We start from the raw sequence: 20,009 nt of genomic DNA on the forward strand, positions 1-20,009 counted from the left end.
GCTCTTCTCCCCTCCCCCTTGCGGGGAGGGGTCGGGGGTGGGGGGCCCCGGGCATTGAGCAGACTTCTGCTACGCGAGAGCGAAGAAAGATCAACGACAGCGATTGTCGACATCCGATAAGACGTGTCTTCCTCGAACCAAAGCGACCGGCGGGGCGATGCAGGTGGGTGTTGTTCCTCGGCCGGACGAAGCCGGGCGCACACGCAACGGCGGACTCGACGCGCTGCGGGCGGTGATGACTCTGCTGGTGCTGTTTCATCACACCGCGATTACCTACGGCGCCAGCGGCGGCTGGTTTTATCATGAGGTGACGCCCAACGGATCGCTGTCGTCGCACCTGCTGACGATGTTCGTGGCCACCAATCAGGCTTACTTCATGGGCCTGTTCTTTCTGCTCGCCGGCTATTTCACCCCGGCCGCCTTCCGCACCAAGGGCAGTGCGGCTTATTTGCGCGACCGGCTGCTACGGCTCGGCGTGCCCCTGCTGCTGTTCGGCTTGCTGATCGGGCCGTTGACCGTCGCGCTTGCAGGGCTCGCCAGCGGCCACGCGTTCTGGCCGACGTTGCTGACGCTGTGGCAGCGCGGCCGGTTCATCGAAGGGCCGCTGTGGTTTGCCGAGGCACTGCTGATCTTTGGGGTCGCGGCAGTGCCCTGGCTGCTGCTGTCCCAACGATCGACGGCTCCACAAGCCACCGCGGCTCCGTTTCCTTCCAACACCACACTGGCAATCCTGGCGGTGCTCACCGGCGCCGCAGCGTTCGTCCTCCGGCTGTGGTGGCCCGTCGGGACGAGTTGGCACGGGCTGCAGTTCGGTTACTTCGCTAGCTACGTCGTGCTGTTCGCTGCCGGATGCTTGGCGGCGAGACCACGCTGGCTGGAGCGAATCCCACGACGCACCGCAATGATCTGGTTTGGCATCGCGCTGGTGAGCCTGCCGTTGCTGCCGCTTTCCGCCGGAGTGTGGCCGCCGGGCCCCACCAACTCGTCCGACGGTGGTTGGACAGTCCCGGCGGCGATCTACGCCTTTTGGGAGCCGCTGGTGGCTTGGGGGCTGATCCTGCTGTTGCTGGTTGTGTTTCAGCGCCGATATCAGCATCTCGTCCCGCGATGGCAGCAACTCGCCGCGCGGGCCTACACCATCTACATCATCCATCCGCCGGTGCTGGTCGGATTAGCGCTCGCCTTGCGCAACATGACGGCGCCGCCGCTGCTGAAATTCGCGGTGACAGGCATCGCCACCTGCGTCGCCTGCTTCCTGCTCGCCGGCCTGATTCTGCGCATCCCGCGAATTCAGAAGATCCTTTAAGGCCTGGCCGGCGCCGAGCCGCTGCCTGCTGACCTTTCCCGCGAGACCCCCCGGAAGCACTTCCGGCAAACTCGGAGCGTGCGCCCTTCCCCGGCGCTCAGGTTCCCTCTCCGGCCTTGAATTCGGCTGCCGCCCGTGGTCTCAACGGAGGCTCCTGCGGCGCGATGTCTGCCGCGATCAACCCGGCAGTCCTCACGCGATGGCGCGCAGATTTTCCGCTCCGTATCTGAAGGAGCCCGTCTCCGGACTCGCCACCTGGGCCCGCAATCTCGCGGTGTTCTCCGCGGTGGCGACGCTGGTGTCGATCGGTGTGGTGCGATTCGGCTTTCTCGAAATGCGCCCGGCGATGGCCACCTGGTTCGGCGCGCTGGCGCTGGCCGGGGTGTCGATCCTGCTGGCGCTCGCCGGCTTCGCGGCGATCTGGCAGAACGGCTCGCGCGGCATCCCGCGCATCCTGCTGGCGCTACTGCTGGACGCGCTGATCCTCGCCTACCCGGCCTATCTCGGCTGGCAGTACCGCAGCCTTCCGGCGATCCACGACATCACCACCGATTCGATCGATCCGCCGCAGTTCGAGACCCTGGCGCGGCTGCGGGTCGGCGACGACGTCAACACCGCGGTCTATGCCGGCCTGTACTCCGCCGAACGGCAGCGCGCCGCCTATCCGAACATTGAGACCCTTCAGGTCGAGATGCCGGTGCAGCGCGCCTATGACATCGTGCTGCAGCTGGTGAACCGGCGGAAATGGCGGGTGGTCGACGAGCGCCCGCCGCAGCTGCCGAAGCGCGAAGGCCATATCGAGGCGGTGGCGCGCACCACCATCCTGAGCCTACCCGAAGACGTGGTGATCCGGCTGCGGCCGGACGGCGAGGACACTCGGATCGATATCCGGTCGTCTTCGCGCTATTTCGAAAGCGACCTCGGCAGCAACGCTGCGCGGATCGCCAAGCTCACCGAGGACATCAACACCGCGGTCGAGAACGCTCCGACCCCGAAGGCCGATCCGGCCGCCAAGCAGCCGGCCAAGGCGAAAGCCAAGAAGTAATCAGGCGCCGGCGCGATCCGCGCCGACGCCCGCAATGGACTGAATTCAGCCGAGGCCGAGACCCGCGCCGCTTACTTGTCGGCGCCGCCGAGCGCCTGCTTGCAAGGATCGGACAGCGCGCTGAAATTGTCGTTCAGGCACTTCTTGATGCGGCCGCCGCCGGGCGACACCCCGTTGCAGAGCTTCTGATAGTCCGCCTTGCAGGCTTCGCGCGCCGCGCCGCGATCCTGCGCGCTCGCCATCTGCAGGGTCAGCATCAGGGCCGCAACCACGCAGGCGGCGGCGAGCGTTGCCCGCACCAGCACGTCGGGCGCACGGAACAGCGGCGCGGGACGATCGGACCGATTCGAAGTGTTCATTCGTTGCACCATGGCGAATCCTTGGGTTCGAAGTGGACGCCGTCGAGGCGGATGTAGTTGATACCTTCGAGCCCGTCCGATCCTTCGCGCGCCAGTTCAGCGAAACAGCCGGCCGGCGAGTTGCCGGCGTCCTTCCGGAGAAATCTGCTCCAGCGTCTCGACGAAGGTGTCGATCATCGCGTCGCCGACCTTGCTGCGCTTGTCGCGCGCGTTCTCGACCGCAGCGCGGAGCGCCGGCTTGTCGAGCTCGGGCTGCGCGGCGAGATTCAAGGTGGTGCGCAGCGCCGCCACATAGTCGCGCTGCAGCGGCTGCAGCGTCACCTGCTTGGCATTGAAGTTGCGCCACAGGATGTCGGCGTCGGCCTGCGGCAGGCGCGAGGCGACGCGCTCGATCAGACGCATCGGCATGCCGGCATGCGGGGGCGTCCATTGCGGCCGCAGCCACTGCGCGCCGATATAGGCGCCGAGCGCGACGTTGATACAAAGCGAGGCCAGCAGCAGCCAGCGCTCCGGGGTGAAGCGGCCGAGCGAAATCGTCATTGTGGACTCCACAGCGTCACGGCGGAGGAATCGAACACCGCATCCATCGCCGCGATCGCCTCCTGCGAATGGTGATAGGGCAGCGTGCCGGCGAGCCACAGGCCGACCAGCGCCGAGCAGGCGAGGCTGCCGACCGGCAGCAGCGAGGTGGGCTGCAGCAGCCGGCGATACCAAGGCTCGCGCGCCTCGCCGGCGCCGATCCGTTGCAGCACCCCCAGCGCGACCCGCCCTGCCCGCGCCGGCGCCACCTCCGGCGGCATCGCGAGCAGCGCGTCGAACGCGCTCGCTTCGCGTAGCACCGCCGCGCCCGGTTCGGTGGCGGCGACCACCCGCGCGGCGCTCCGCGCCTCCGCCGGCCAGCGTTCGATGTCGCCGCCCCAAGTGTCGGCCAACTGCCTGAATTGATCGAGCGTCATGCCCGCCTCCTGTCGTCCTGTCGTTTCTCGACTGCTTTCTTGAGCGTCAGCCGCGCCCGTCCGAGCAGCGACTCGAATGCCTTCGGGCTGAGATTCATCGCGCGGGCGGCCTCTTCGCCGGACAGCCCTTCCATATGAAACAGCGCGATCGCGCCGCGCTGCCGCTCCGGCAGTTCTGCCAGCGCCGCCTCCAACAGCCGCTGCTGCTGCGCGGCGATGAGCGTTTCGACCGGCGCCGGGTCGGCCGACGCCACCTCGGCGGCATCCTCAATCGGCGCATGCCGCGGCTTGCGGGTGCGATCGAAGCTGAGGTTCAGCACGATCCGGTATAGCCAGGTCGAGAACCGCGCGATCTTCGGATCGAACGACGACGCCTTGTTCCACACCCGCAGAAACGCCTCCTGGCCGATGTCATCCGCTTCGGCGGGATCGCGGACGATGCGCTGCGCGAGCCGGATGGCGCGGGGCATATGGCGCGCCATCAGCACGCGAAAGGCCTGCTGCCGGCGCTCTGCGACCGCCAGCATCAGCACCTCGTCGCTATCGTGTTCGATGCTCAACGGTCGAAGCCCGCCGGCCTGAGCCGGCGCGCCCCGGTTGAGCTTGATGATGACAGCCGACACGCGGTCAGCACGGCCGCCAGGCGCCGGCGATCCAGCATTGCCGCGGCACCGGCACCACGGGCGCGCCCGCGACCACCACCGGCGCGCCGTAAACCGGCGCCACCGCATACGGCCGCACCACATAATAAGGTGCGGGCCGGTAGTACGGCCGGCGATAATAGCCGCAGCCGGGGTAGACCCCGACGCCGCGCCAGCCGCCGCGGAGGCAGGCCACGGTTTCGATCGGCAGCGCGGTTGCGGCGGCAACCGCCGCCGAGGGGCTCACGGGCGCCAGCGGCGCCGCGATCGCGGCCGAGCCGGCGAAGGCCAGTGTTGCAGAGACGGCGAGCGCCGCAGTCCTGATCGGTTTGCGCATCACGACATCCTTCCCTGGTCGAAGATTGGCCCGGCAGACCGGGCCGATGTCGTGAATACGGGGCCAAGAGGGATTTCCTTCGGGAGGTCACGAGGGTTGTGCGGCCAAAAGTATCACTTCGTAGAATACCGAGGTATGGACCCCTCACCTACGGTATCCTTGTGTAGAATTCCGCACCATTCTCAAGTTGGAGTTGAGTAGCACTCTTATTAGTTGAGGCCCGTCTTTACTAAAACGATAGTGTTTGGATCGCATGGTTTGTGGAAATACTGGCCCTGCTACCTATTCGTCGCAACGGCCAGACCTGCTGATACCCTTGGGTGACACAGGACGTCTCCTCATCCGAACTCGTCAGGCGTTGCGCACGCGCGTCCGACGAGTCCGGTCCGATCAGCATCCGTTGTCGATGCGATCTTCGAGAGAGACATAAGGCAAGACACAGGGCGCGAGCGGCCTGTGAGCACCCATCGGAAATTGCACTGCGCACGGACTGGCTGCGAAGCCGGCCGCACGTCGTTATTTTGGAGCTCGATTAATGCTGTCTCGACTGCACTTGACTATCGGCCGCCGCATCTACTTGCTGATCGGCCTCGGTTTTATCGGCCTTCTCGGCCTCACATTGCTGGATTCCCGCGAGCTGGCGACCAGCCTGCAGCAACAGAAACAGATCGAGCTCCGACATCTTGCCGAATTGGCCGTCAGCTTCGTCAAGGACGAACACGACGCCGCGCAGCGCGGTGAGATCAGCACCGACGAAGCGCAGAAGCGCGCCCAGGCGCGGATCGCAAAGCTGCGCTACGGCGGAAACGAGTACTTCTTCATCACCGACATGCAGAGCAAAATGCTCATGCATCCGATCGCCAAGCAGTTGATCGGACAGGATCAGTCCAGCGCCAAGGACCCGAACGGCAAGATGCTGTTCGCCGAGATGGTCAACACGGTTCGCCGCAGCGGCAGCGGCTTCGTCGACTACGTCTGGCCGAAGCCGGGCTCCGACAAGCCGCAGCCGAAGCTGACCTTCGTGACCGGCTTCGAACCGTGGGGCTGGGTGATCGGCACCGGCGTCTATATCGACGACCTCGACGCCCAAACCTGGAACGCGATGCAGCACTCGCTGATCGCAGCCGCCCTGGTGCTGCTGATCACCATCGCGGTGTCGGTGTTCATCGCGCGGCGGATCACCAAGCCGATCCAGGCGATGACGGGCGCGATGAAGGATCTGGCCGGCGGCCGCATCGACATCGAGGTGCCGGGCATCGGCCGCCACGACGAAATCGGCGAGATGGCGGAAGCTGTCGAGGTGTTCAAGGTCAACGCGCAGGAACGTCGGCGGCTCGAAGGCGAGCGGCAGGAGATGGAAGCGCGCGCCGAGGCCGAGCGCCGGGCCCACGCCAACCAGGTCGCCGAAGCGTTCGAACGCGCCATCGGCGAAATCGTCGAGACCGTCTCGGCGGCCTCGGACGAGCTGGAGGCTTCGGCCACCACGCTGACCCGCACCGCCGAGCAATCGCAGGAGCTCGCGACCGCCGTGGCCGCGGCCTCCGAAGAAGCCTCGACCAACGTGCAGTCGGTGGCGTCGGCGACCGAGGAGATGTCGTCGTCGGTCAACGAGATCAGCCGTCAGGTCCAGGAATCCGCCCGGATCGCCCACGAAGCGGTCGACCAGGCGCGCCAGACCAACGGACGGGTCGAAGAGCTCGCCAAGGCGGCCTCCCGGATCGGCGACGTGGTCGAACTGATCAGCACCATTGCGGGTCAGACCAACCTCTTGGCGCTCAACGCCACCATCGAGGCGGCGCGCGCCGGTGAGGCCGGCCGCGGCTTCGCGGTGGTTGCCAGCGAGGTCAAGGCGCTGGCCGAGCAGACCGCCAAGGCCACGGGCGAGATCACGCTGCAGATCAACGGCATCCAGGCGGCGACCGACCAGTCGGTGGCGGCCATCAAGGAGATCGGCGAGACCATCGCCAAGATGTCGGAGATCTCGTCGACGATCGCCGCTGCGGTCGAGGAGCAAGGCGCGGCGACGCAGGAGATCTCCCGCAACGTCCAGCAGGCTTCGCTCGGCACCCAGCAGGTGTCGTCGAACATCACCGATGTGCAGCGCGGCGCCACCGAGACCGGCGCGGCCTCGTCCCAGGTGCTTGCGGCGGCGAAGTCGCTGTCCGGCGACTCCACCCGGCTCAAGGTCGAAGTCTCGAACTTCCTGGATTCGGTCCGCGCCGCCTGACCGTCTCCGACCCTATTGTCGCGGCCGGCGCCTCCCAAGGCGCCGGCCGTTTGCATTTCAAGGCATTAGTCCCGGCCCGCCTGCCTCTACCCGTAACCGCACGAGGTCTTGGTAAAGCCGGCATTAACCAAGCCCGTTTACAGATTGGTGAGGTTCCACCGTCGCCGCCTCTCGGCGCGACGGATCAGCGCCGGGCGAGGTAAGCGAGCGATGGCCCATCCCGGAAGTCTCATCCGCCCGGCGGACAGCCGGCCGGCGATCGATCCGGCCCTGCGGCCGCAATCACCGTTGCGCGAGCTGTTCGCTCCGCTGGACCAGTTGCTCGCCTGCGGCGGCGACGCCCGGATCGACCTCGATCCAGCGACCCGCCGCAACGCCTATGGCTGCAGCCTGTCGCCGGCGCCGGAGATTCCCAGCTTCTCGTCCTGCACCGCCAGCACGATCTCGCTGCGCGGCTACGACGCCGCCAGCCGCGCCCGCGACGCGCTGATGTCGTCGGCGATGCTGCATGGCCTGATCGAATGCTTCGACGACCGCGTCGAAGCGATGCGCGGCGAACTGAAAGCGCTGCTCGGGCTCGACCACACCGCCACCGAGATCGTGTTCACCTCCTCCGGCACCGACGCGCAATTGGTGGCGCTGGCGATCAGCCGCGCCCTGCTCGGCGACGACATCGTCAGCGTGATCGCCGCGTCCGATCAGACCGGCACCGGCACCGCCTTCACGGCCCGCGGCCTGCACTTCGGCGCACGCAGCGCCAATGGCGTTGTCGCCACACGCGGCGCACCGATCGCCGGACTCGGACCGGTGCGCAGCATCGGACTGCGATTGCGCGACACCGATGGTCGCATCCGCTCGCCCTCGACGCTGGACGCCGAGACGCTCGACATCGTCGAATCCGCGGTGGCGCAAGGCGCGCGGGTGATGCTCGAAGCGATGGACTGCTCCAAGCTCGGCCACACCGGCCCGAGCGACCGCTGCCTCGCCGAGATCGCCACACGCTGGCCCGGCCGGGTGCAGATCGTGATCGACGCCTGTCAGGCCCGGCTCGGCAACCGCCGGATCGCGGCGCTGCTCGACCGCGGCTTCATCGTGCTGCTGACCGGATCGAAGTACTTCACCGGTCCCGCATTCAGCGGCGCGGTGCTGCTACCGCCGCAGCTTGCCCAAGCCGTCGGCGCGCTGCCGCGGCTGGCACCGGGACTTGCCGACTATCTCGGCCGCAGCGACTGGCCGCAGCGCTGGCAGGGGTTGCGCGCGCAGTTTCCGGCCGAGCCGAATTTCGGCCAATGGCTGCGCTGGGAAGCTGCGCTCGAAGAGATCCGCGCTTACGTGGCGGCGCCCGCAAAGCTGCGCCGCGATGTCGTGCGCCAACTCGGCGAGGACTTCGCCAAACTGATTGCCGCCTCGCCGTCGGCACGGCTGCTGCCGCCGCAATCCCCCGCCGGACGCGGGGATGAATTCGCCCGGCCGACGATCTTCGCTTTCACGCTGCACAGCGACGGACACCCGCTCTCGCTTGCCGACTGCCGCGCGCTGCATCGCGCCCTTGCCGAGGGCACCGCGGGCCACGCCGCGTGCCTGCTCGGCCAGCCGGTCGGCTGGGGCGGCCGCCACGACGACGCCGTGCCAGCGCTGCGGCTGTGTATCAGCGCCCGCCACATCATCGACATTCACGCCGACGCCGGCGCGCAGGGCCGCATCGTCGCGGATGCCGCAGCCGCGATGACCACGCTCGAAGCGCTGCTGCGCCAGCCCTCTGTTTCCACCGACAACGCCGCCAAGGAACATCATGTCCACTAACCCCTCCCAGCTTGTCGCCGCCGACCGGATCGGCTTCGCCCGCCTGACCAAGCGCGCCTTCGACGGCGAGAATCTGTATCCGCTGTGGCAGGATCTGATGAGCAAGACCGACGCCGGCACCGCGACGCCCGGCGAGCAACTTGATCTCGCGCTGATCACGCAATTGTTCGGCCACAAGCAGGCCGGCCTGTCGGTGCAGACCGAGACGCTGAAGCAGCAGCAACTGTTCCGCTCGCCCTGCGCCAGCGACAATCCGCGGCTGCGCGTGCTGGCGCTCGCCGCCGACATCGACATGGGCGGCAACACCCCGATCGAATTCCTGCTGCAAGATTCCGGCATCGAACTGCAGACGCTGTATGTGGTCGACGGGGTGCCGCTGCCCGATCCGTTGCCGGCGCACGACGTCGCGATCGTGATCGCCTCCGACTCCGACGAATGCATGAGCGCGCTCGCGGCGATCGAAGCGCGCGCCGCCGACTGGCCGGCGCCGCTGCTCAACCCGCCGCATCTGATCCGCCATCTCGACCGCGACAAGCTGTACCGGCTGATCGGCGACATCGAAGGGCTGGAGATCCCCGACACCATCTCGGTCGGACGCGACACGCTGGTCGCCGCCGCCAACGGCTCGGCCATGCTGCCGGAGATGACCGGCGGGGTCGATTTCCCGATCATCGTTCGGCCGCGCGGCTCGCATGCCGGCTTCGGCCTCGCCCGCATCACCGACAGCGTCGCCCTGCTCGACTATCTGCGCGACCGCCAGGAGAGCGATTACTTCATCGCCCGCTACGTCGACTACGCCAGCGACGACGGCCAGTTCCGCAAATATCGCCTCGTGGTGGTGGACGGCAAACCATATGCCTGCCACATGGCGATCGCCAATCGCTGGGACATCTGGTACCTCAACGCCGGGATGGCCGAGGACGAGGTCAAGCGTCTCGAGGAAGCTGCGTTCTTCCACACCTTCGATTTCGGTTTCGCGCTGCGCCACAAGACCGCGCTCGACGGCATGATCGAGCGGATCGGGCTCGATTACTTCACCATCGACTGCGCCCAGACCCCGCGCGGCGATCTGTTGGTCTTCGAAATCGACAACACCGCGGTGGTCCATGACATGGACAGCCCGGACCTCTATCCCTACAAGCCGCCGCAGATGCACAAGATCTTCGACGCCTTCGCGTCGATGCTGGAGCGCCGCGTGGCGTCGCGTCTGACGAGCGTGGCGTGAGCGACGCGGACCGCGCCGGCGCGAATGCCGGCGCAACGAGCCTTGATCCTGACAATTGGGACGCGCTGCGCGCCGATGCGCATCGCATGCTCGACGATATGCTCGACTACATCGCGGGCGTGCGCGACCGTCCGGTGTGGCAGCCGATCCCGCCCGCGGTGCGCGCCGGCTTCGCCGAGCCGCTGCCGCGCCAAGGCACGCCGCTGCCCGAAGTGTATCGCCGCTTCACCGACGAGATCGCGCCTTACGCCACCGGCAACGTCCACCCCGGCTTCATGGGCTGGGTGCATGGCGGCGGCACTGCGGTGGGGATGCTGGCCGAAATGCTGGCGGCCGGGCTCAACGCCAATTGCGGCGGCCGCGACCACATCGGCATCGAGGTCGAACGCCAGATCGTGCGCTGGTTGCGCGAATTGTTCGGCTTTCCGCAAACCGCCAGCGGCGTGTTCGTCACCGGCTCGTCGATGGCGAACTTCATGGCGCTGCTGGTCGCGCGCACCGCGGCGGTCGGACCGCAGGTGCGCGAGGGCGGGCTGCCGGGCGAGCGGCTCACCGCCTACGCGTCCGCGGCGGCGCATGGCTGCGTGGTGCAGGCCGCCGATCTGGCCGGACTCGGCCGCGGCGCGCTGCGGCGGATTCCATTCGGCAAGGATCATCGCATCGATATCGACGCGCTGAAGCAGCGGATCGCGCAGGATCGCGCCGCCGGCTGTCAGCCATTCCTGGTGACCGGCTCGGCCGGCACCGTCGATGTCGGCGCAATCGACGATCTCGCGGCGCTTGCAGACCTGTGCCGAGACGAAGGGCTGTGGTTTCATGTCGACGGCGCCTACGGCTCACTCGGCATGCTGTCGGACGAGATCGCACCGAAGCTGAAGGGGCTGTCGGAAGCGGATTCGATCGCGCTCGATTTCCACAAATGGGGCCAGGTCAACTACGACGCCGGCTTCCTGATCGTGCGCGATGGCGAGCAGCACCGGGACACGTTTGCGGCGCCGGCCGCTTACTTGCGGCGCGAGACCCGCGGCCTCGCCGGCGGCTCGCCGTGGCCGTGCGACTACGGCCCCGACCTGTCGCGTGGCTTCCGCGCGTTGAAGACATGGTTCACGCTGAAGACCTTCGGCGCCGACCGGATGGGCGCGATGATCGCCCAGACCTGCAAGGTGGCGCGCTATCTCGAAGCCCGCGTCGAACGCGAGCCGCAGCTCGAGATGCTGGCGCCGGTGACGCTGAACATCGTCTGCTTCCGCTATCGCGCCGCGCCGAACGTGATGGACTCGCTCAACGCCGAGATCGTCGCCGACCTGCACGAGTCGGGAATCGCCGCGCCATCCTCGACCACTGTCGACGGCGCTTTGGCGATCCGCGCCGCGATCGTCAACCACCGCACAACGTTTGCGGATGTCGACCGGATGGTGGATGCGGTGCTGAAGTTCGGAGCGCAGCGGGCCGAGTAGTCCGCTCTGCACCCATCGAGCTCTGGGATAAAAGACCTTTCATCCGTCATTCCGGGGCGCCGCGCAGCGGCGAGCCCGGAATCCATAATCACCGCGCTTGCGGTGAAGAACGGCGCCTACGCGCGGTGGCTTATGGCGAGTCCCGGGAGTATGGTTTCCGGACTTGCGCGCATTGCGCGCAATCCGGACTGACGATGGAGAGGTTGTTAGTTCGCCGTCCAGAACGCCGGCTTGGCGGGCTCCAGCCTTCCGCCGATGCGGACCGGGGCGATCTTGATGGCGAGGCCGGTGGCGTTGTCGGTTTCGACCGCGACGCCGCTCAGCGTGGCGTCGCCGTTGGCCGGTTCAAACCGGCCCTGCGGAATCCCGGTGAGGAAGCGATGCACCGGCTCGTCCTTGTGCATGCCGATCACTGAATCATAGTCGCCAGTCATGCCGGCGTCGGTCATGTAGCCGGTGCCGTTCGGCAGGATCTGATGATCGGCGGTCGGCACATGCGTATGGGTGCCGACCACGAGGCTGACCCGGCCATCGCAGAAATGCCCCATGCCCTGCTTCTCGCTCGACGCCTCGCCGTGGAAATCGACCACGATGGCATCGGCGGCGTCGCGCAGCGGGCAGGCTTCGAGTTCGCGCGCGATCGCCGCGAACGGATCGTTCAGCGGCTCCATGAACACGCGGCCCATCGCGTTGATCACCAGCACCCGCGCGCCGCTGCGGGTGTCGACCAGCGCTGCACCCCGGCCCGGCGTGTGGCGCGGGAAGTTGATCGGGCGGACCAGACGCGGCGCGCGCTCGATGAACACCAGCGCCTCCTTCTGATTCCAGGCGTGGTTGCCGAGCGTCACCGCGTCGGCGCCGGCGTCGATGAAATCGTTGTAGATCGCCTCGGTGATACCAAAACCGCCGGCGGCATTCTCGCCATTGACGATGGTGCAATCGAGCTGCCAGTCGCGGATCAAGCCAGGCAGATGCTCGGCGATTGCGGTGCGGCCGGATTTTCCGACCACGTCGCCGATGAACAGAATGCGCAAACTATCGACTCCGGAAAGTGAGCAGGCCCTGCTCCGTTAGCACATAATCCAGCACCACGTCGTGGGCGGCGGCCGGAACGATGGGGATTTGCTGCATTGCGAAGGCCAAGCCGATCGCTACCACCGAGCCGCGCGCGCGCAAATATTCCAGCGTGCAGTCATAGTGACCGGCGCCGTAGCCGATGCGATGGCCGCTGGCGTCGAATGCGGCGAGCGGCACCAGCACGATGTTGGGCGTCACCTCCGGTGCATCCGGCGACGGCTCACGAATGCCAAGCGCGCTGCGCGGCAACGCATCGCCGTCCCGCCAAACCCTGAACACCAGTGGCGTGCCCCGCCGCGTCACCACCGGCAGCGCCAGCCGGGCACCGCAGGCGGCGAGCGTATGCATCAACGGAAACGGATCGAGTTCGCCGCGGATCGGCGCATAGCCGGAGACAATGGCTCCGTCCGGCAGCGGCACCGGCAGCCCGCGCGCAGCGATCGCCGCGGCTCCGGCGCTGCGGTCGTCCTCGGTCAATGCCGATCGGCGCGCCAAAGCGGCGGCGCGCAGCGCGGTCTTGGCATCGCTGGGAGCGGCGGAAAGATCGGACATCGGCGGGTTATAGGCGGCCGCGGCGCGGGGATGAAGCTCGGGCGACCGTCAGTCCGGCTTGCTGCCGGACAAGATGGTTAAAGTACGAGGCCGCGGTGACCGTTGAAGCACTCGATCCCGGAGTTCCCTACGAAAGTAGGTGGGCACCATATGACCGGGTCCACGGACCCGGCCAGGGACAGTTCCCGAAAGGATCGATAAGGCCCCGGGGATATATGGCTCCTGACGCGTCCCGCAGCTTCGCCCAGCCAATGTAGCGATCATACCGCCGGTTCGCCAGCCCGCTCCGGGGAATTCGCGGCAATGATGAACCACCTGACGTGGACAACCGTTTCGGCTATCAAGAGCTGTCCCACGATCGCCACGAAGCTCGGCGACTCAAAGCGAGGACGCTCAACCCGGATCGCCATGGCCTCGAAGTCCAGCACCACCATCGCCCGCAGAGCCCGAACCCGGGCCGAAGCCGATTTCGCGACCTGGCTGATGATGGCCAAGCTCGGCAGCTTCGACACCCTGCCCGACAATGCCCAGAAGGTGCTGAACGGCTATCGCGAGCGGCTCGACCGGATGAGCGAGATCGAGTCTAAGACGATCGCGGTGCGCGAGACCTATCAGGCCTATTACAGCGACATGGGCGGCACCGGCGAAGCCCCGGAGCCCGAACCGCGCTCGCCGCCGCCGGCCGACCGCGGCGAGGCAGTGGTCGACAACGTCGTCCGCTTCAAGAAGCCGCAGAAGCCGAAGGTGACGCGGATGGCGGATCGCGGCGCTCGTCCCGCACCATCCGGCGGCGCCCGTCGCCCGATCCCCGCGCTGCTGATCTTCGCCGCCCTGTGCGCGATTGTCGTGGCGTGGAAGTTTCTGACCAAGTAGCGCAGCCGGCAGCTCATCGCCGACGCCCCAGTTCTCGATACTTCCTCAAACGCACCACGCGCGGACCGCGGCGGAAGATGCCGCCGAGCCGTCCGAGCAGCCGAACGCTGATCACCGCCGTGTAGGAAAACACCGCCGCGAGGAACAGCACGCGGACTGCGATCTGGAACCAATTCAGGTCCTCACCCGTCATCTGCCGACACCTTCGCAAAGAAGGTCAAGGACAGGTGGACTGAAACGTTCCTCAGCCGAGCCAAGCGCGGGAGACAGCAGCGTGAACGAGAGCGTGAACGACGACGGGCGCGATCAGGCGCCGAACCAGGACAAGGCCGCGGCGAGGCCCCGCAAATCCGCCGAGAAGCGGCTGCCGCTGGTCGACAATCTGATCGACATGGTGGTGGACGGCGCGGTGGAGATCACCAAGGTCGCCGCCAAGCGTGCAGTGCGGCGGCTGGTCAGCGGTCCGGTCAAGGCCACGGTGACGAAGGCTGCGGCGCGCGCCGGCCTCGCCGAATTCACCAAGCCCTTGGCCAAGCCCTCGCCGAACAAGAACAAGACCGCCGCGAAGGCGGGAGCAACGTCGGGCGCGAAGAAGGCGGCCAAGACCGCGACGAAGTCGGCTGCCAGCAAGTCTGGAGCTTCCAAGGCCAAGGCGTCCAAAGCCCGTACGAAGGCCAAAACGACGAAGTCTAAAACCTCAACGTCAAAGACCGCGTCATCAAAGACTGCCAAGGCGTCGGGCGCGAAGTCCAAGACGACGAAGTCTGCGGCTTCCAAAGCAAAGACGAAGTCCGCGAAGACGGCAAAGACGAAAAAGCGGTGAGAGGCGAGAACGTCAGTTCGACGTCGTAGTGAGCGAAGCGAAGCAATCCAGCGTCTCGCACCGCTGGATTGCTTGGTCGCGGAGATTACATGCCGCGTTCGATCGGCTGTTCGACGGCACCACCGGCTTCGGCCCAGTCTTTGAAGGCGCCGAGGTTGAACACCTTTTCGTAGCCGAGATCCTTCAGCACCTTGCCAGCCAGCGCCGAGCGGCCGCCGGAGGCACAGTACACGATCACCGGGCGATCCTTGGCGAGGTGCTTATCGTGGAACGGCGAATCCGGATCGGCGCGGAATTCCAGCATGCCGCGCGAGATGTTGACGGCGCCGGCGACCTTGCCGGTGTTGCCGACTTCCGGCGCATCGCGGACGTCGATCACCAGCGCGCCCTGCTCGATCAGATGGCGAGCGTCGTCGACGCTCACCCGCGGCACCGCGGCATTGGCGGCTTCCATCATCTGCTTCAACGTGGTCATGGCAGTCTCCTGTGGGACATGGCTCAGCGGATCAGCCAGCGTGGCGTCGCCGCCGCGTAGTCGATCCAGGCGTTGCCGAAACGAATCGCGAGATGGCGTTCCTCGCGGCGAATTGCCAGCCGGTCGACCAGCACCGCCATCAACAAAGCGAGCGGCACGAACCAGCCGTTGCCGGCGGCGAGCCCGATGCCGATCAGCAGCAGCGTGTTGGCGAGATAGATCGGGTTGCGGCTGAAGCGGAACGGGCCCCAGGTCACCAACCGGTCGGCGGCGCGGTGCGGCAGGATGTTGGTACGGGCCGCCCGCATCGTCAGGATCGCCCAGCCGTCGATGGCGAAACCGAGTGCGGCGACAAGATAGCCGGCCCACACCACGATGTCGCTGCGCGGCAAGGGCAGCGGCAGCACCATGCCGAGCCCGATCGCGATCACGGCCGCGATCGCCAGCAGCATCGGCGGCCACGGCAGTCTGTTCGGGCGTGAGCCCTCGGAACCAGTCATTGCAACTCGTCGGCGCACATTCGATCAACCGAATATATCGGTGGTCATGCCGATATACCAGCCGGCCGCTTCGCGCGCCTGCTTGGCGCGGAGCTGCGGGCTCTCGTCGAGCTGCGAGGTATAAGGGTCGGACATCACGATCTTGCCGTCCTGCGGCGTGTAGCGCGCGCCGTTCTTGATCGCATCATCGGGGGCGATGTCGCTCCAGCAATGGTTGGTGAAGCGCACCGGCATCCGGCGGTCGCCGATCAGATCGGCGCGGATGATCATCGCGGCGGTCTTGCCCTCGTTGTTGGCGGCGAAGCCGGACTTGGGAAACTCGCCGCCAGTCGCAGAATCGCCGATCACATGGATCGACGGATCGATCAACGATGCCATCGTGCCGGCATCCACCGGACAGAATCCGCTGGCATCGGCGAGCCCGGCGTCGCGGCCGAGCTTGCCGGCGATCTGCGGCGGGATGACATTGACCAGCGCCGCCTTGTGGGTCTCGAAATCGGTGGTCACGGTCATCGCCTTCGGATCGACCGCCTTGATGCCGCCGTGGATGGTCGGGTCCTGCCACTCGATCATGCCGGAGTAGTGCCGCTCCCAGCCGTCGATGAACAAGGTCTGCATCGCGAAGTGATCCTTGGCGTCGAGGATCACGATGCGGGCGTTCTTGACACCGCGGCTCTTCAGCGCGTGCGCCATCATCGAGGCACGTTCGTACGGCGCCGGCGGACAGCGATACGGATTGGGCGGCGCGATGATCACAATCAGCGCGCCATCGCCGAGCGCATCGAGCTGGCTCTTCAGCAATTGAAACTGCGCGCCGCCGCGATAGCCGTGCGGCATCCGCTCGGCAGCGGCTTCGGAATAGCCGGGGACCGCATCCCAGCGGAAGTCGATCCCCGGCGACAGCACCAGCCGGTCGTAGCCGAGCCGCGCGCCGCCGGCGGTGCGCACTTCCTTGTTGTCGCGGTCGATCGCCGAGACCTGGTCGAACACCAGGCCGACGCCATGCGCGGCGACGCCTTCGTAGCCGAACGACAGGGTGTCGAACGACTTCAACCCGCCGAGATACAGGTTCGAGGTGAACGGCGTGACGTAGCGGCGATTGGCCTCGATCAGCGTGACGTCGATCGCATCATTGCCGTGACGCAGATATTTCGCCGCCGTCGCGCCGCCCGCCCCGCCGCCGACCACGACCACGCGCGGCTTGGCTTTGGCGATCACCGGACAGGCGAACATCGCCGTTGCCGCCGCGGCGGCGCGGATCACGCCGCGGCGGCTGATCAGGTTCGGCTTGGACACGTCGTAGCTCCGCAGATTCAAGCGCGGGCCGACGCACCAAGCGCCGGCCCGCAGTGACGTCAGGAGAAGATGTCGGCGGTGATGCCGGCATACCATCCCATGTTCTCTTCCGAAGTCTGCAGCCGAATGCCGGCGTCTTCGCCGGTCTTCGACACAAACCCTTCGATCTCGGCAATCTTGCCGTCCTTCGGCTCGTAGCGACCGCCGATCTTCACCGTATCGTCCTGCGCCAGCACCGACCAGCAGGTGTTGGCATAACGCGCCGGGAAGGTGCGCGATCCCGTCAGCTCGCCGCGCACCGCATTGGCGACTACCTTGGCCTGGCTGTTTGCCGAGAACGCCGATTTCGGCATCGCACCGGCGATCGAGGCGTCGCCCAGCACATAGATGTTGGGATCAATCGCCGACTTCATGTTGGTGGCGTCGATCGGGCAATAGCCGGTTTCATTGACGAGATTGGCCTCGCGCGCGATCTTGCCCGCCATCTGCGCCGGAATGACGTTGACCATGTCGGCCTTGATGGTTTCGAAATCGGTCGTCACCGTCATCGCGGCCGGATCGACGCCCTTGATGCCGCCGTGCATCTTCGGGTCCATCCACTCGACCATGCCCGGATAGTGCTTCTGCCAGCCTTCCTGGAACAGCGCCATCTTGGAGAATTTGTCCTTCGGATCGAGCACGATGATCTTGGACTTGGTGTGGCCCTTGGCCTTCAGCACCTTGGCCATCACCGAGACACGCTCATACGGACCCGGCGGACAGCGATACGGATTCGGCGGCGCCACCATCACGATGGTCGCGCCATCCTGCAGCGCGTCGAGTTGCTTCTTGACCAGCTTGGTTTGCGCCCCCGGCTTCCAGCCGTGCGGCATGATCTCGGCAGCGGCTTCCGAATAGCCGGGCACCGAGTCGAACTTAATATCGATGCCGGGCGCCATCACCAGCCGATCGTACGGCACGGCGGAGCCGTCGGCGAGCCTGACCTCCTTCTTGTCGCGATCGATCGCTGCGGCGAACTGGCGAACATGTTTCACGCCGTAGCTGCCGAGCTTGTAGCCGTGGCTGATCGACTCGAACGAGCGCATGTCGCCAAGATAGAGATTGGAGTGGAAGCAGGTGACGAACGTCTCCAGCGGCTCGATCATCGTGACCTCGACCGCGCCCTGCGAGTCCCGCGCCACATATTTCGCCACGGTGGCGCCGCCCGGCCCGCCGCCGATCACCACCACGCGCGGCTTGGCCTGTGCACGCAGCACGCCGGGCATTCCGACCGCACCCGCGGCTGCGAATAAGCCAGCCGAAAACTGGCGCCGATTGATCCTCATCTCGTCCCCTCCAATTATGTTGATCGACTACCGGATGTCTCCACTCCGGTCCGCGGTGCGCTCGATTTGTTGTTTTTCGATGCTGCCGAAGTAGCTCGCGAGCGCCGCGATCTCTTCGTCGTTGAACTTGGCGGCGATCGCCCGCATCACCGGATTGTCGCGGACCTTGTCGCGGTATTCGGTGAGCGCGGCGATCAGCTCGGGCTCGTCGCGGCCGACGATCGACGGGATGCCGTCGAACCGGCCGCTGATCTGATGGCAGGTAACGCATTCGCTCGACAGATACTCGCCGAGCTCGCGGTCGCCGCCGGCCAGCGCCGGTCCCGCAATCACGCAGACGAGCAGCATCGCCGCGGCGCTGAGCCGCGCCCGCAACGCGACGCGCATCTGCAGCGCCGGCGAGCGGGCGCAATCCGAACGATCGAAATATCGGCCGAGCACGGCCATCATCATCCTCCCGAGACAAAGTCGTAGTGGCGTGCCGGCTTAGTTGCCGGTCTGTTTCGCCGAAAGAGCCGGCTCGATTGCCGGAGCCGCGTCCGCTTTGGCCGCAGCTTTCGCGTCGAGCAGCGTATGCGTCGCCAGCGCGCCGAGCCACATCGAAGCCAGCGCCAGCCAGGCGGTCACCGCAAAAATCGAACCGCCGGTGACGCCGGCGCCGACCGCGCAGCCGCCGGCCAGCATGCCGCCGAATCCCATCAGGAAGGCCCCGGCCGCATAGCGGCCCATGCTGAGCCCATCATGGAAGCCCTGCAGCTTCCAGTCCCGCCCAATCAACGCGGCGAGCAGCGAGCCGGCGAACACGCCGGGCACCAGCCCGATGTCGAAGCCGAGCGGCACCGAGGGCGAGTTGATCAGCCCCATCAGCGTATCGGCCGAGGGCCCCGTGAAGCTGACGCTTTTGATCTGGGTCGGCGCGAACGAATGCTGCGCCAGAATGTAGGTGACCAGCCAGCCGCCGGTGACCGCGAGGCCGACGCCGATCGCGGCGATGCCGGTGATGATGCCGATCCGGTTGCGCCAGCCGAGCCACAGCGCCCACACCACGACGGCGAAGCCGAAGGCCGCGCCGATCACCGGACCGGCATGAACCACGGTGAGCAGGTTGCGCGATGCGCCGCCCGGCAGCGTCCATAGCGAGGTGAGGAATTCGCGCACCGGCGACAGCACGCCGCGCAGCGACGCCTGTGCCACGATGGTGAGGATCAGACCGGTGACCAGCGCGCGCAAGTTCCCGGTGCCGGACAGCACCAACAGCCGGCTGGCGCAGCCGCGCGACAGGATCATGCCGGCGCCGAACATCAGCCCGCCGATGATCGCACCCGACAGGCTGCCGGTGGCGGCGAGCTGCCGCGCTTCGGACACATCGAGCACGCCGGAGGTGATTGCGACCTGCGTGGCGGCAACCGCGGCGGAAAACGTCAGCAGCCACACCGCGAGCTTGGGACCGAACGAGCTTTCGGAAAACTCGATGACTGCCGAGCGCAGGCAGAACTTGCTGCGTTCGGCGGTCGCGCCGAACACCAGCCCCACCAGCAGACCGCCTGCGGTCAGCAGCGTGGTTTCGCCGAAGCGCTCGATAAGAAGGTCGAGATCCAAAAGAAGCGTTCCTCGTCTTTGCGGCACGCTCGACTGCAACCCGTCGTCGGTCGTCTTCGATCTTCCAAACAGCGGCCGCGGAACGACAGATTGTCCTCCGCACGCACCGATCGACATTGATCTGGCGCAACCG

General features: G+C 66.7%; 22 protein-coding genes and 1 other RNA gene. 8 read left to right on the forward strand and 15 right to left on the reverse strand.

Annotated features, from left to right (window positions below; translation table 11 throughout):
* Nucleotides 1-157: 157 nt before the first annotated feature.
* Together DY467_RS21875 and DY467_RS21880 are read left to right on the forward strand one after the other, a co-directional pair.
* Complete coding sequence (locus DY467_RS21875; protein WP_164638913.1) at nucleotides 158-1,306, forward strand: acyltransferase family protein; 1,149 nt, start codon at nucleotides 158-160, stop codon at nucleotides 1,304-1,306.
* A 199-nt stretch (nucleotides 1,307-1,505) separates the two neighbouring features.
* Entirely contained in the window at nucleotides 1,506-2,351 is an 846-nt protein-coding gene (locus DY467_RS21880) for a DUF1499 domain-containing protein (RefSeq protein WP_164638915.1), read from the forward strand.
* A gap of 71 nt (nucleotides 2,352-2,422) precedes the next feature.
* Here DY467_RS21880 and DY467_RS21885 read toward each other — a convergent pair whose 3' ends face one another.
* The 5 genes from DY467_RS21885 to DY467_RS21905 all read right to left on the reverse strand — a co-directional run bounded on the left by DY467_RS21885 (nucleotide 2,423) and on the right by DY467_RS21905 (nucleotide 4,644).
* Nucleotides 2,423-2,710: a cysteine rich repeat-containing protein gene (locus DY467_RS21885; RefSeq protein WP_234820031.1), complete on the reverse strand. Its 288-nt coding sequence runs from the start codon at nucleotides 2,708-2,710 to the stop codon at nucleotides 2,423-2,425.
* Nucleotides 2,711-2,806: 96 nt separating this feature from the next.
* Nucleotides 2,807-3,250 carry a periplasmic heavy metal sensor gene (locus tag DY467_RS21890; protein WP_164638917.1) on the reverse strand — a complete coding sequence of 148 codons (444 nt, stop codon included), beginning with the start codon at nucleotides 3,248-3,250 and terminating at the stop codon, nucleotides 2,807-2,809.
* A complete protein-coding gene (locus DY467_RS21895) occupies nucleotides 3,247-3,666 on the reverse strand; it encodes a hypothetical protein (protein WP_164638918.1) in 420 nt (139 codons plus the stop codon). The genes DY467_RS21890 and DY467_RS21895 overlap by 4 nt, the downstream gene beginning before the upstream one ends.
* Nucleotides 3,663-4,412, reverse strand: a complete 750-nt coding sequence (locus tag DY467_RS21900; RefSeq protein ID WP_164638920.1) for an RNA polymerase sigma factor — start codon at nucleotides 4,410-4,412, stop codon at nucleotides 3,663-3,665. Before DY467_RS21900 ends, DY467_RS21895 begins: the two co-directional genes overlap by 4 nt.
* A complete protein-coding gene (locus tag DY467_RS21905) occupies nucleotides 4,294-4,644 on the reverse strand; it encodes a hypothetical protein (RefSeq protein WP_164638922.1) in 351 nt (116 codons plus the stop codon). The genes DY467_RS21900 and DY467_RS21905 overlap by 119 nt, the downstream gene beginning before the upstream one ends.
* Nucleotides 4,645-5,179: 535 nt before the next feature.
* Between DY467_RS21905 and DY467_RS21910 the strand changes: the two genes are divergently transcribed.
* The 4 genes from DY467_RS21910 (at nucleotide 5,180) to DY467_RS21925 (ending at nucleotide 11,356) form a co-directional block, all read left to right on the forward strand.
* Nucleotides 5,180-6,871, forward strand: coding sequence for a methyl-accepting chemotaxis protein (locus DY467_RS21910; protein ID WP_164638924.1), 1,692 nt, complete (start codon nucleotides 5,180-5,182; stop codon nucleotides 6,869-6,871).
* Between the two features lie 210 nt (nucleotides 6,872-7,081).
* Nucleotides 7,082-8,674, forward strand: coding sequence for a hypothetical protein (locus DY467_RS21915; RefSeq protein ID WP_164638926.1), 1,593 nt, complete (start codon nucleotides 7,082-7,084; stop codon nucleotides 8,672-8,674).
* Nucleotides 8,664-9,899, forward strand: coding sequence for an ATP-grasp domain-containing protein (locus tag DY467_RS21920; protein ID WP_164638928.1), 1,236 nt, complete (start codon nucleotides 8,664-8,666; stop codon nucleotides 9,897-9,899). Before DY467_RS21915 ends, DY467_RS21920 begins: the two co-directional genes overlap by 11 nt.
* Nucleotides 9,896-11,356, forward strand: coding sequence for a pyridoxal phosphate-dependent decarboxylase family protein (locus DY467_RS21925; protein ID WP_164638930.1), 1,461 nt, complete (start codon nucleotides 9,896-9,898; stop codon nucleotides 11,354-11,356). The genes DY467_RS21920 and DY467_RS21925 overlap by 4 nt, the downstream gene beginning before the upstream one ends.
* 206 nt (nucleotides 11,357-11,562) lie before the next feature.
* Here the strand turns inward: DY467_RS21925 and DY467_RS21930 are convergent, their stop codons facing one another.
* The 3 genes from DY467_RS21930 to ssrS form a co-directional block, all read right to left on the reverse strand.
* Nucleotides 11,563-12,390, reverse strand: coding sequence for a TIGR00282 family metallophosphoesterase (locus tag DY467_RS21930; RefSeq protein WP_013504318.1), 828 nt, complete (start codon nucleotides 12,388-12,390; stop codon nucleotides 11,563-11,565).
* Nucleotide 12,391: 1 nt separating this feature from the next.
* A complete protein-coding gene (locus DY467_RS21935) occupies nucleotides 12,392-12,985 on the reverse strand; it encodes a 5-formyltetrahydrofolate cyclo-ligase (RefSeq protein WP_164638932.1) in 594 nt (197 codons plus the stop codon).
* A gap of 83 nt (nucleotides 12,986-13,068) precedes the next feature.
* A non-coding RNA gene (gene ssrS / locus DY467_RS21940) (6S RNA) lies at nucleotides 13,069-13,229 on the reverse strand.
* A 164-nt stretch (nucleotides 13,230-13,393) separates the two neighbouring features.
* Between ssrS and DY467_RS21945 the strand changes: the two genes are divergently transcribed.
* A complete protein-coding gene (locus DY467_RS21945; RefSeq protein ID WP_107346026.1) occupies nucleotides 13,394-13,858 on the forward strand; it encodes a hypothetical protein in 465 nt (154 codons plus the stop codon).
* A gap of 13 nt (nucleotides 13,859-13,871) precedes the next feature.
* On the opposite strand, the gene DY467_RS21950 is transcribed toward DY467_RS21945, so the two are convergent.
* Nucleotides 13,872-14,051, reverse strand: coding sequence for a cadmium ABC transporter ATPase (locus DY467_RS21950; RefSeq protein WP_164638934.1), 180 nt, complete (start codon nucleotides 14,049-14,051; stop codon nucleotides 13,872-13,874).
* A 93-nt stretch (nucleotides 14,052-14,144) separates the two neighbouring features.
* On the opposite strand from DY467_RS21950, the gene DY467_RS21955 reads away from it, so the two are divergent.
* The gene (locus DY467_RS21955) at nucleotides 14,145-14,681 is read left to right on the forward strand and encodes a recombinase RecQ (RefSeq protein WP_349627673.1); all 537 of its coding nucleotides are present in this window, start codon (nucleotides 14,145-14,147) and stop codon (nucleotides 14,679-14,681) included.
* Between the two features lie 85 nt (nucleotides 14,682-14,766).
* Here the strand turns inward: DY467_RS21955 and DY467_RS21960 are convergent, their stop codons facing one another.
* From DY467_RS21960 to DY467_RS21985, 6 genes are read right to left on the reverse strand one after another with little or no spacing between them, the layout of a single operon-like run.
* On the reverse strand, nucleotides 14,767-15,156 hold the full coding sequence (locus tag DY467_RS21960) for a rhodanese-like domain-containing protein (RefSeq protein ID WP_107346029.1): 390 nt from the start codon (nucleotides 15,154-15,156) through the stop codon (nucleotides 14,767-14,769).
* A 23-nt stretch (nucleotides 15,157-15,179) separates the two neighbouring features.
* Nucleotides 15,180-15,656, reverse strand: coding sequence for a methyltransferase family protein (locus DY467_RS21965; protein ID WP_164638938.1), 477 nt, complete (start codon nucleotides 15,654-15,656; stop codon nucleotides 15,180-15,182).
* A gap of 24 nt (nucleotides 15,657-15,680) precedes the next feature.
* The gene (locus tag DY467_RS21970; RefSeq protein ID WP_502706451.1) at nucleotides 15,681-16,952 is read right to left on the reverse strand and encodes an FCSD flavin-binding domain-containing protein; all 1,272 of its coding nucleotides are present in this window, start codon (nucleotides 16,950-16,952) and stop codon (nucleotides 15,681-15,683) included.
* Nucleotides 16,953-17,011: 59 nt separating this feature from the next.
* Nucleotides 17,012-18,277, reverse strand: a complete 1,266-nt coding sequence (locus DY467_RS21975) for an NAD(P)/FAD-dependent oxidoreductase (protein WP_164638942.1) — start codon at nucleotides 18,275-18,277, stop codon at nucleotides 17,012-17,014.
* 27 nt (nucleotides 18,278-18,304) lie between these two features.
* Nucleotides 18,305-18,724: a c-type cytochrome gene (locus DY467_RS21980; protein ID WP_164638944.1), complete on the reverse strand. Its 420-nt coding sequence runs from the start codon at nucleotides 18,722-18,724 to the stop codon at nucleotides 18,305-18,307.
* A gap of 39 nt (nucleotides 18,725-18,763) precedes the next feature.
* Nucleotides 18,764-19,876: a YeeE/YedE family protein gene (locus DY467_RS21985; RefSeq protein WP_164638946.1), complete on the reverse strand. Its 1,113-nt coding sequence runs from the start codon at nucleotides 19,874-19,876 to the stop codon at nucleotides 18,764-18,766.
* Between the last annotated feature and the right edge of the window lie 133 nt (nucleotides 19,877-20,009).

The sequence above is a fragment of the Rhodopseudomonas sp. BR0G17 genome, assembly GCF_010907025.1.
Classification (GTDB): domain Bacteria; phylum Pseudomonadota; class Alphaproteobacteria; order Rhizobiales; family Xanthobacteraceae; genus Rhodopseudomonas; species Rhodopseudomonas palustris_H.

Bases quoted from the DNA above. Each gene is read 5' to 3' on its own strand.
- DY467_RS21880 (WP_164638915.1), top strand. From the start codon at position 1,506: ATGGCGCGCAGATTTTCCGCTCCGTATCTGAAGGAGCCCGTCTCCGGA.
- DY467_RS21950 (WP_164638934.1), bottom strand. From the start codon at position 14,051: ATGACGGGTGAGGACCTGAATTGGTTCCAGATCGCAGTCCGCGTGCTG.
- DY467_RS21875 (WP_164638913.1), top strand. From the start codon at position 158: ATGCAGGTGGGTGTTGTTCCTCGGCCGGACGAAGCCGGGCGCACACGC.
- DY467_RS21915 (WP_164638926.1), top strand. From the start codon at position 7,082: ATGGCCCATCCCGGAAGTCTCATCCGCCCGGCGGACAGCCGGCCGGCG.
- DY467_RS21895 (WP_164638918.1), bottom strand. From the start codon at position 3,666: ATGACGCTCGATCAATTCAGGCAGTTGGCCGACACTTGGGGCGGCGAC.
- DY467_RS21900 (WP_164638920.1), bottom strand. From the start codon at position 4,412: ATGTGGTGCGGCCGTATGCGGTGGCGCCGGTTTACGGCGCGCCGGTGG.
- DY467_RS21920 (WP_164638928.1), top strand. From the start codon at position 8,664: ATGTCCACTAACCCCTCCCAGCTTGTCGCCGCCGACCGGATCGGCTTC.
- DY467_RS21980 (WP_164638944.1), bottom strand. From the start codon at position 18,724: ATGGCCGTGCTCGGCCGATATTTCGATCGTTCGGATTGCGCCCGCTCG.
- DY467_RS21945 (WP_107346026.1), top strand. From the start codon at position 13,394: ATGGCCTCGAAGTCCAGCACCACCATCGCCCGCAGAGCCCGAACCCGG.
- DY467_RS21905 (WP_164638922.1), bottom strand. From the start codon at position 4,644: ATGCGCAAACCGATCAGGACTGCGGCGCTCGCCGTCTCTGCAACACTG.
- DY467_RS21890 (WP_164638917.1), bottom strand. From the start codon at position 3,250: ATGACGATTTCGCTCGGCCGCTTCACCCCGGAGCGCTGGCTGCTGCTG.
- DY467_RS21910 (WP_164638924.1), top strand. From the start codon at position 5,180: ATGCTGTCTCGACTGCACTTGACTATCGGCCGCCGCATCTACTTGCTG.
- DY467_RS21960 (WP_107346029.1), bottom strand. From the start codon at position 15,156: ATGACCACGTTGAAGCAGATGATGGAAGCCGCCAATGCCGCGGTGCCG.
- DY467_RS21935 (WP_164638932.1), bottom strand. From the start codon at position 12,985: ATGTCCGATCTTTCCGCCGCTCCCAGCGATGCCAAGACCGCGCTGCGC.
- DY467_RS21965 (WP_164638938.1), bottom strand. From the start codon at position 15,656: ATGACTGGTTCCGAGGGCTCACGCCCGAACAGACTGCCGTGGCCGCCG.
- DY467_RS21885 (WP_234820031.1), bottom strand. From the start codon at position 2,710: ATGAACACTTCGAATCGGTCCGATCGTCCCGCGCCGCTGTTCCGTGCG.
- DY467_RS21975 (WP_164638942.1), bottom strand. From the start codon at position 18,277: ATGAGGATCAATCGGCGCCAGTTTTCGGCTGGCTTATTCGCAGCCGCG.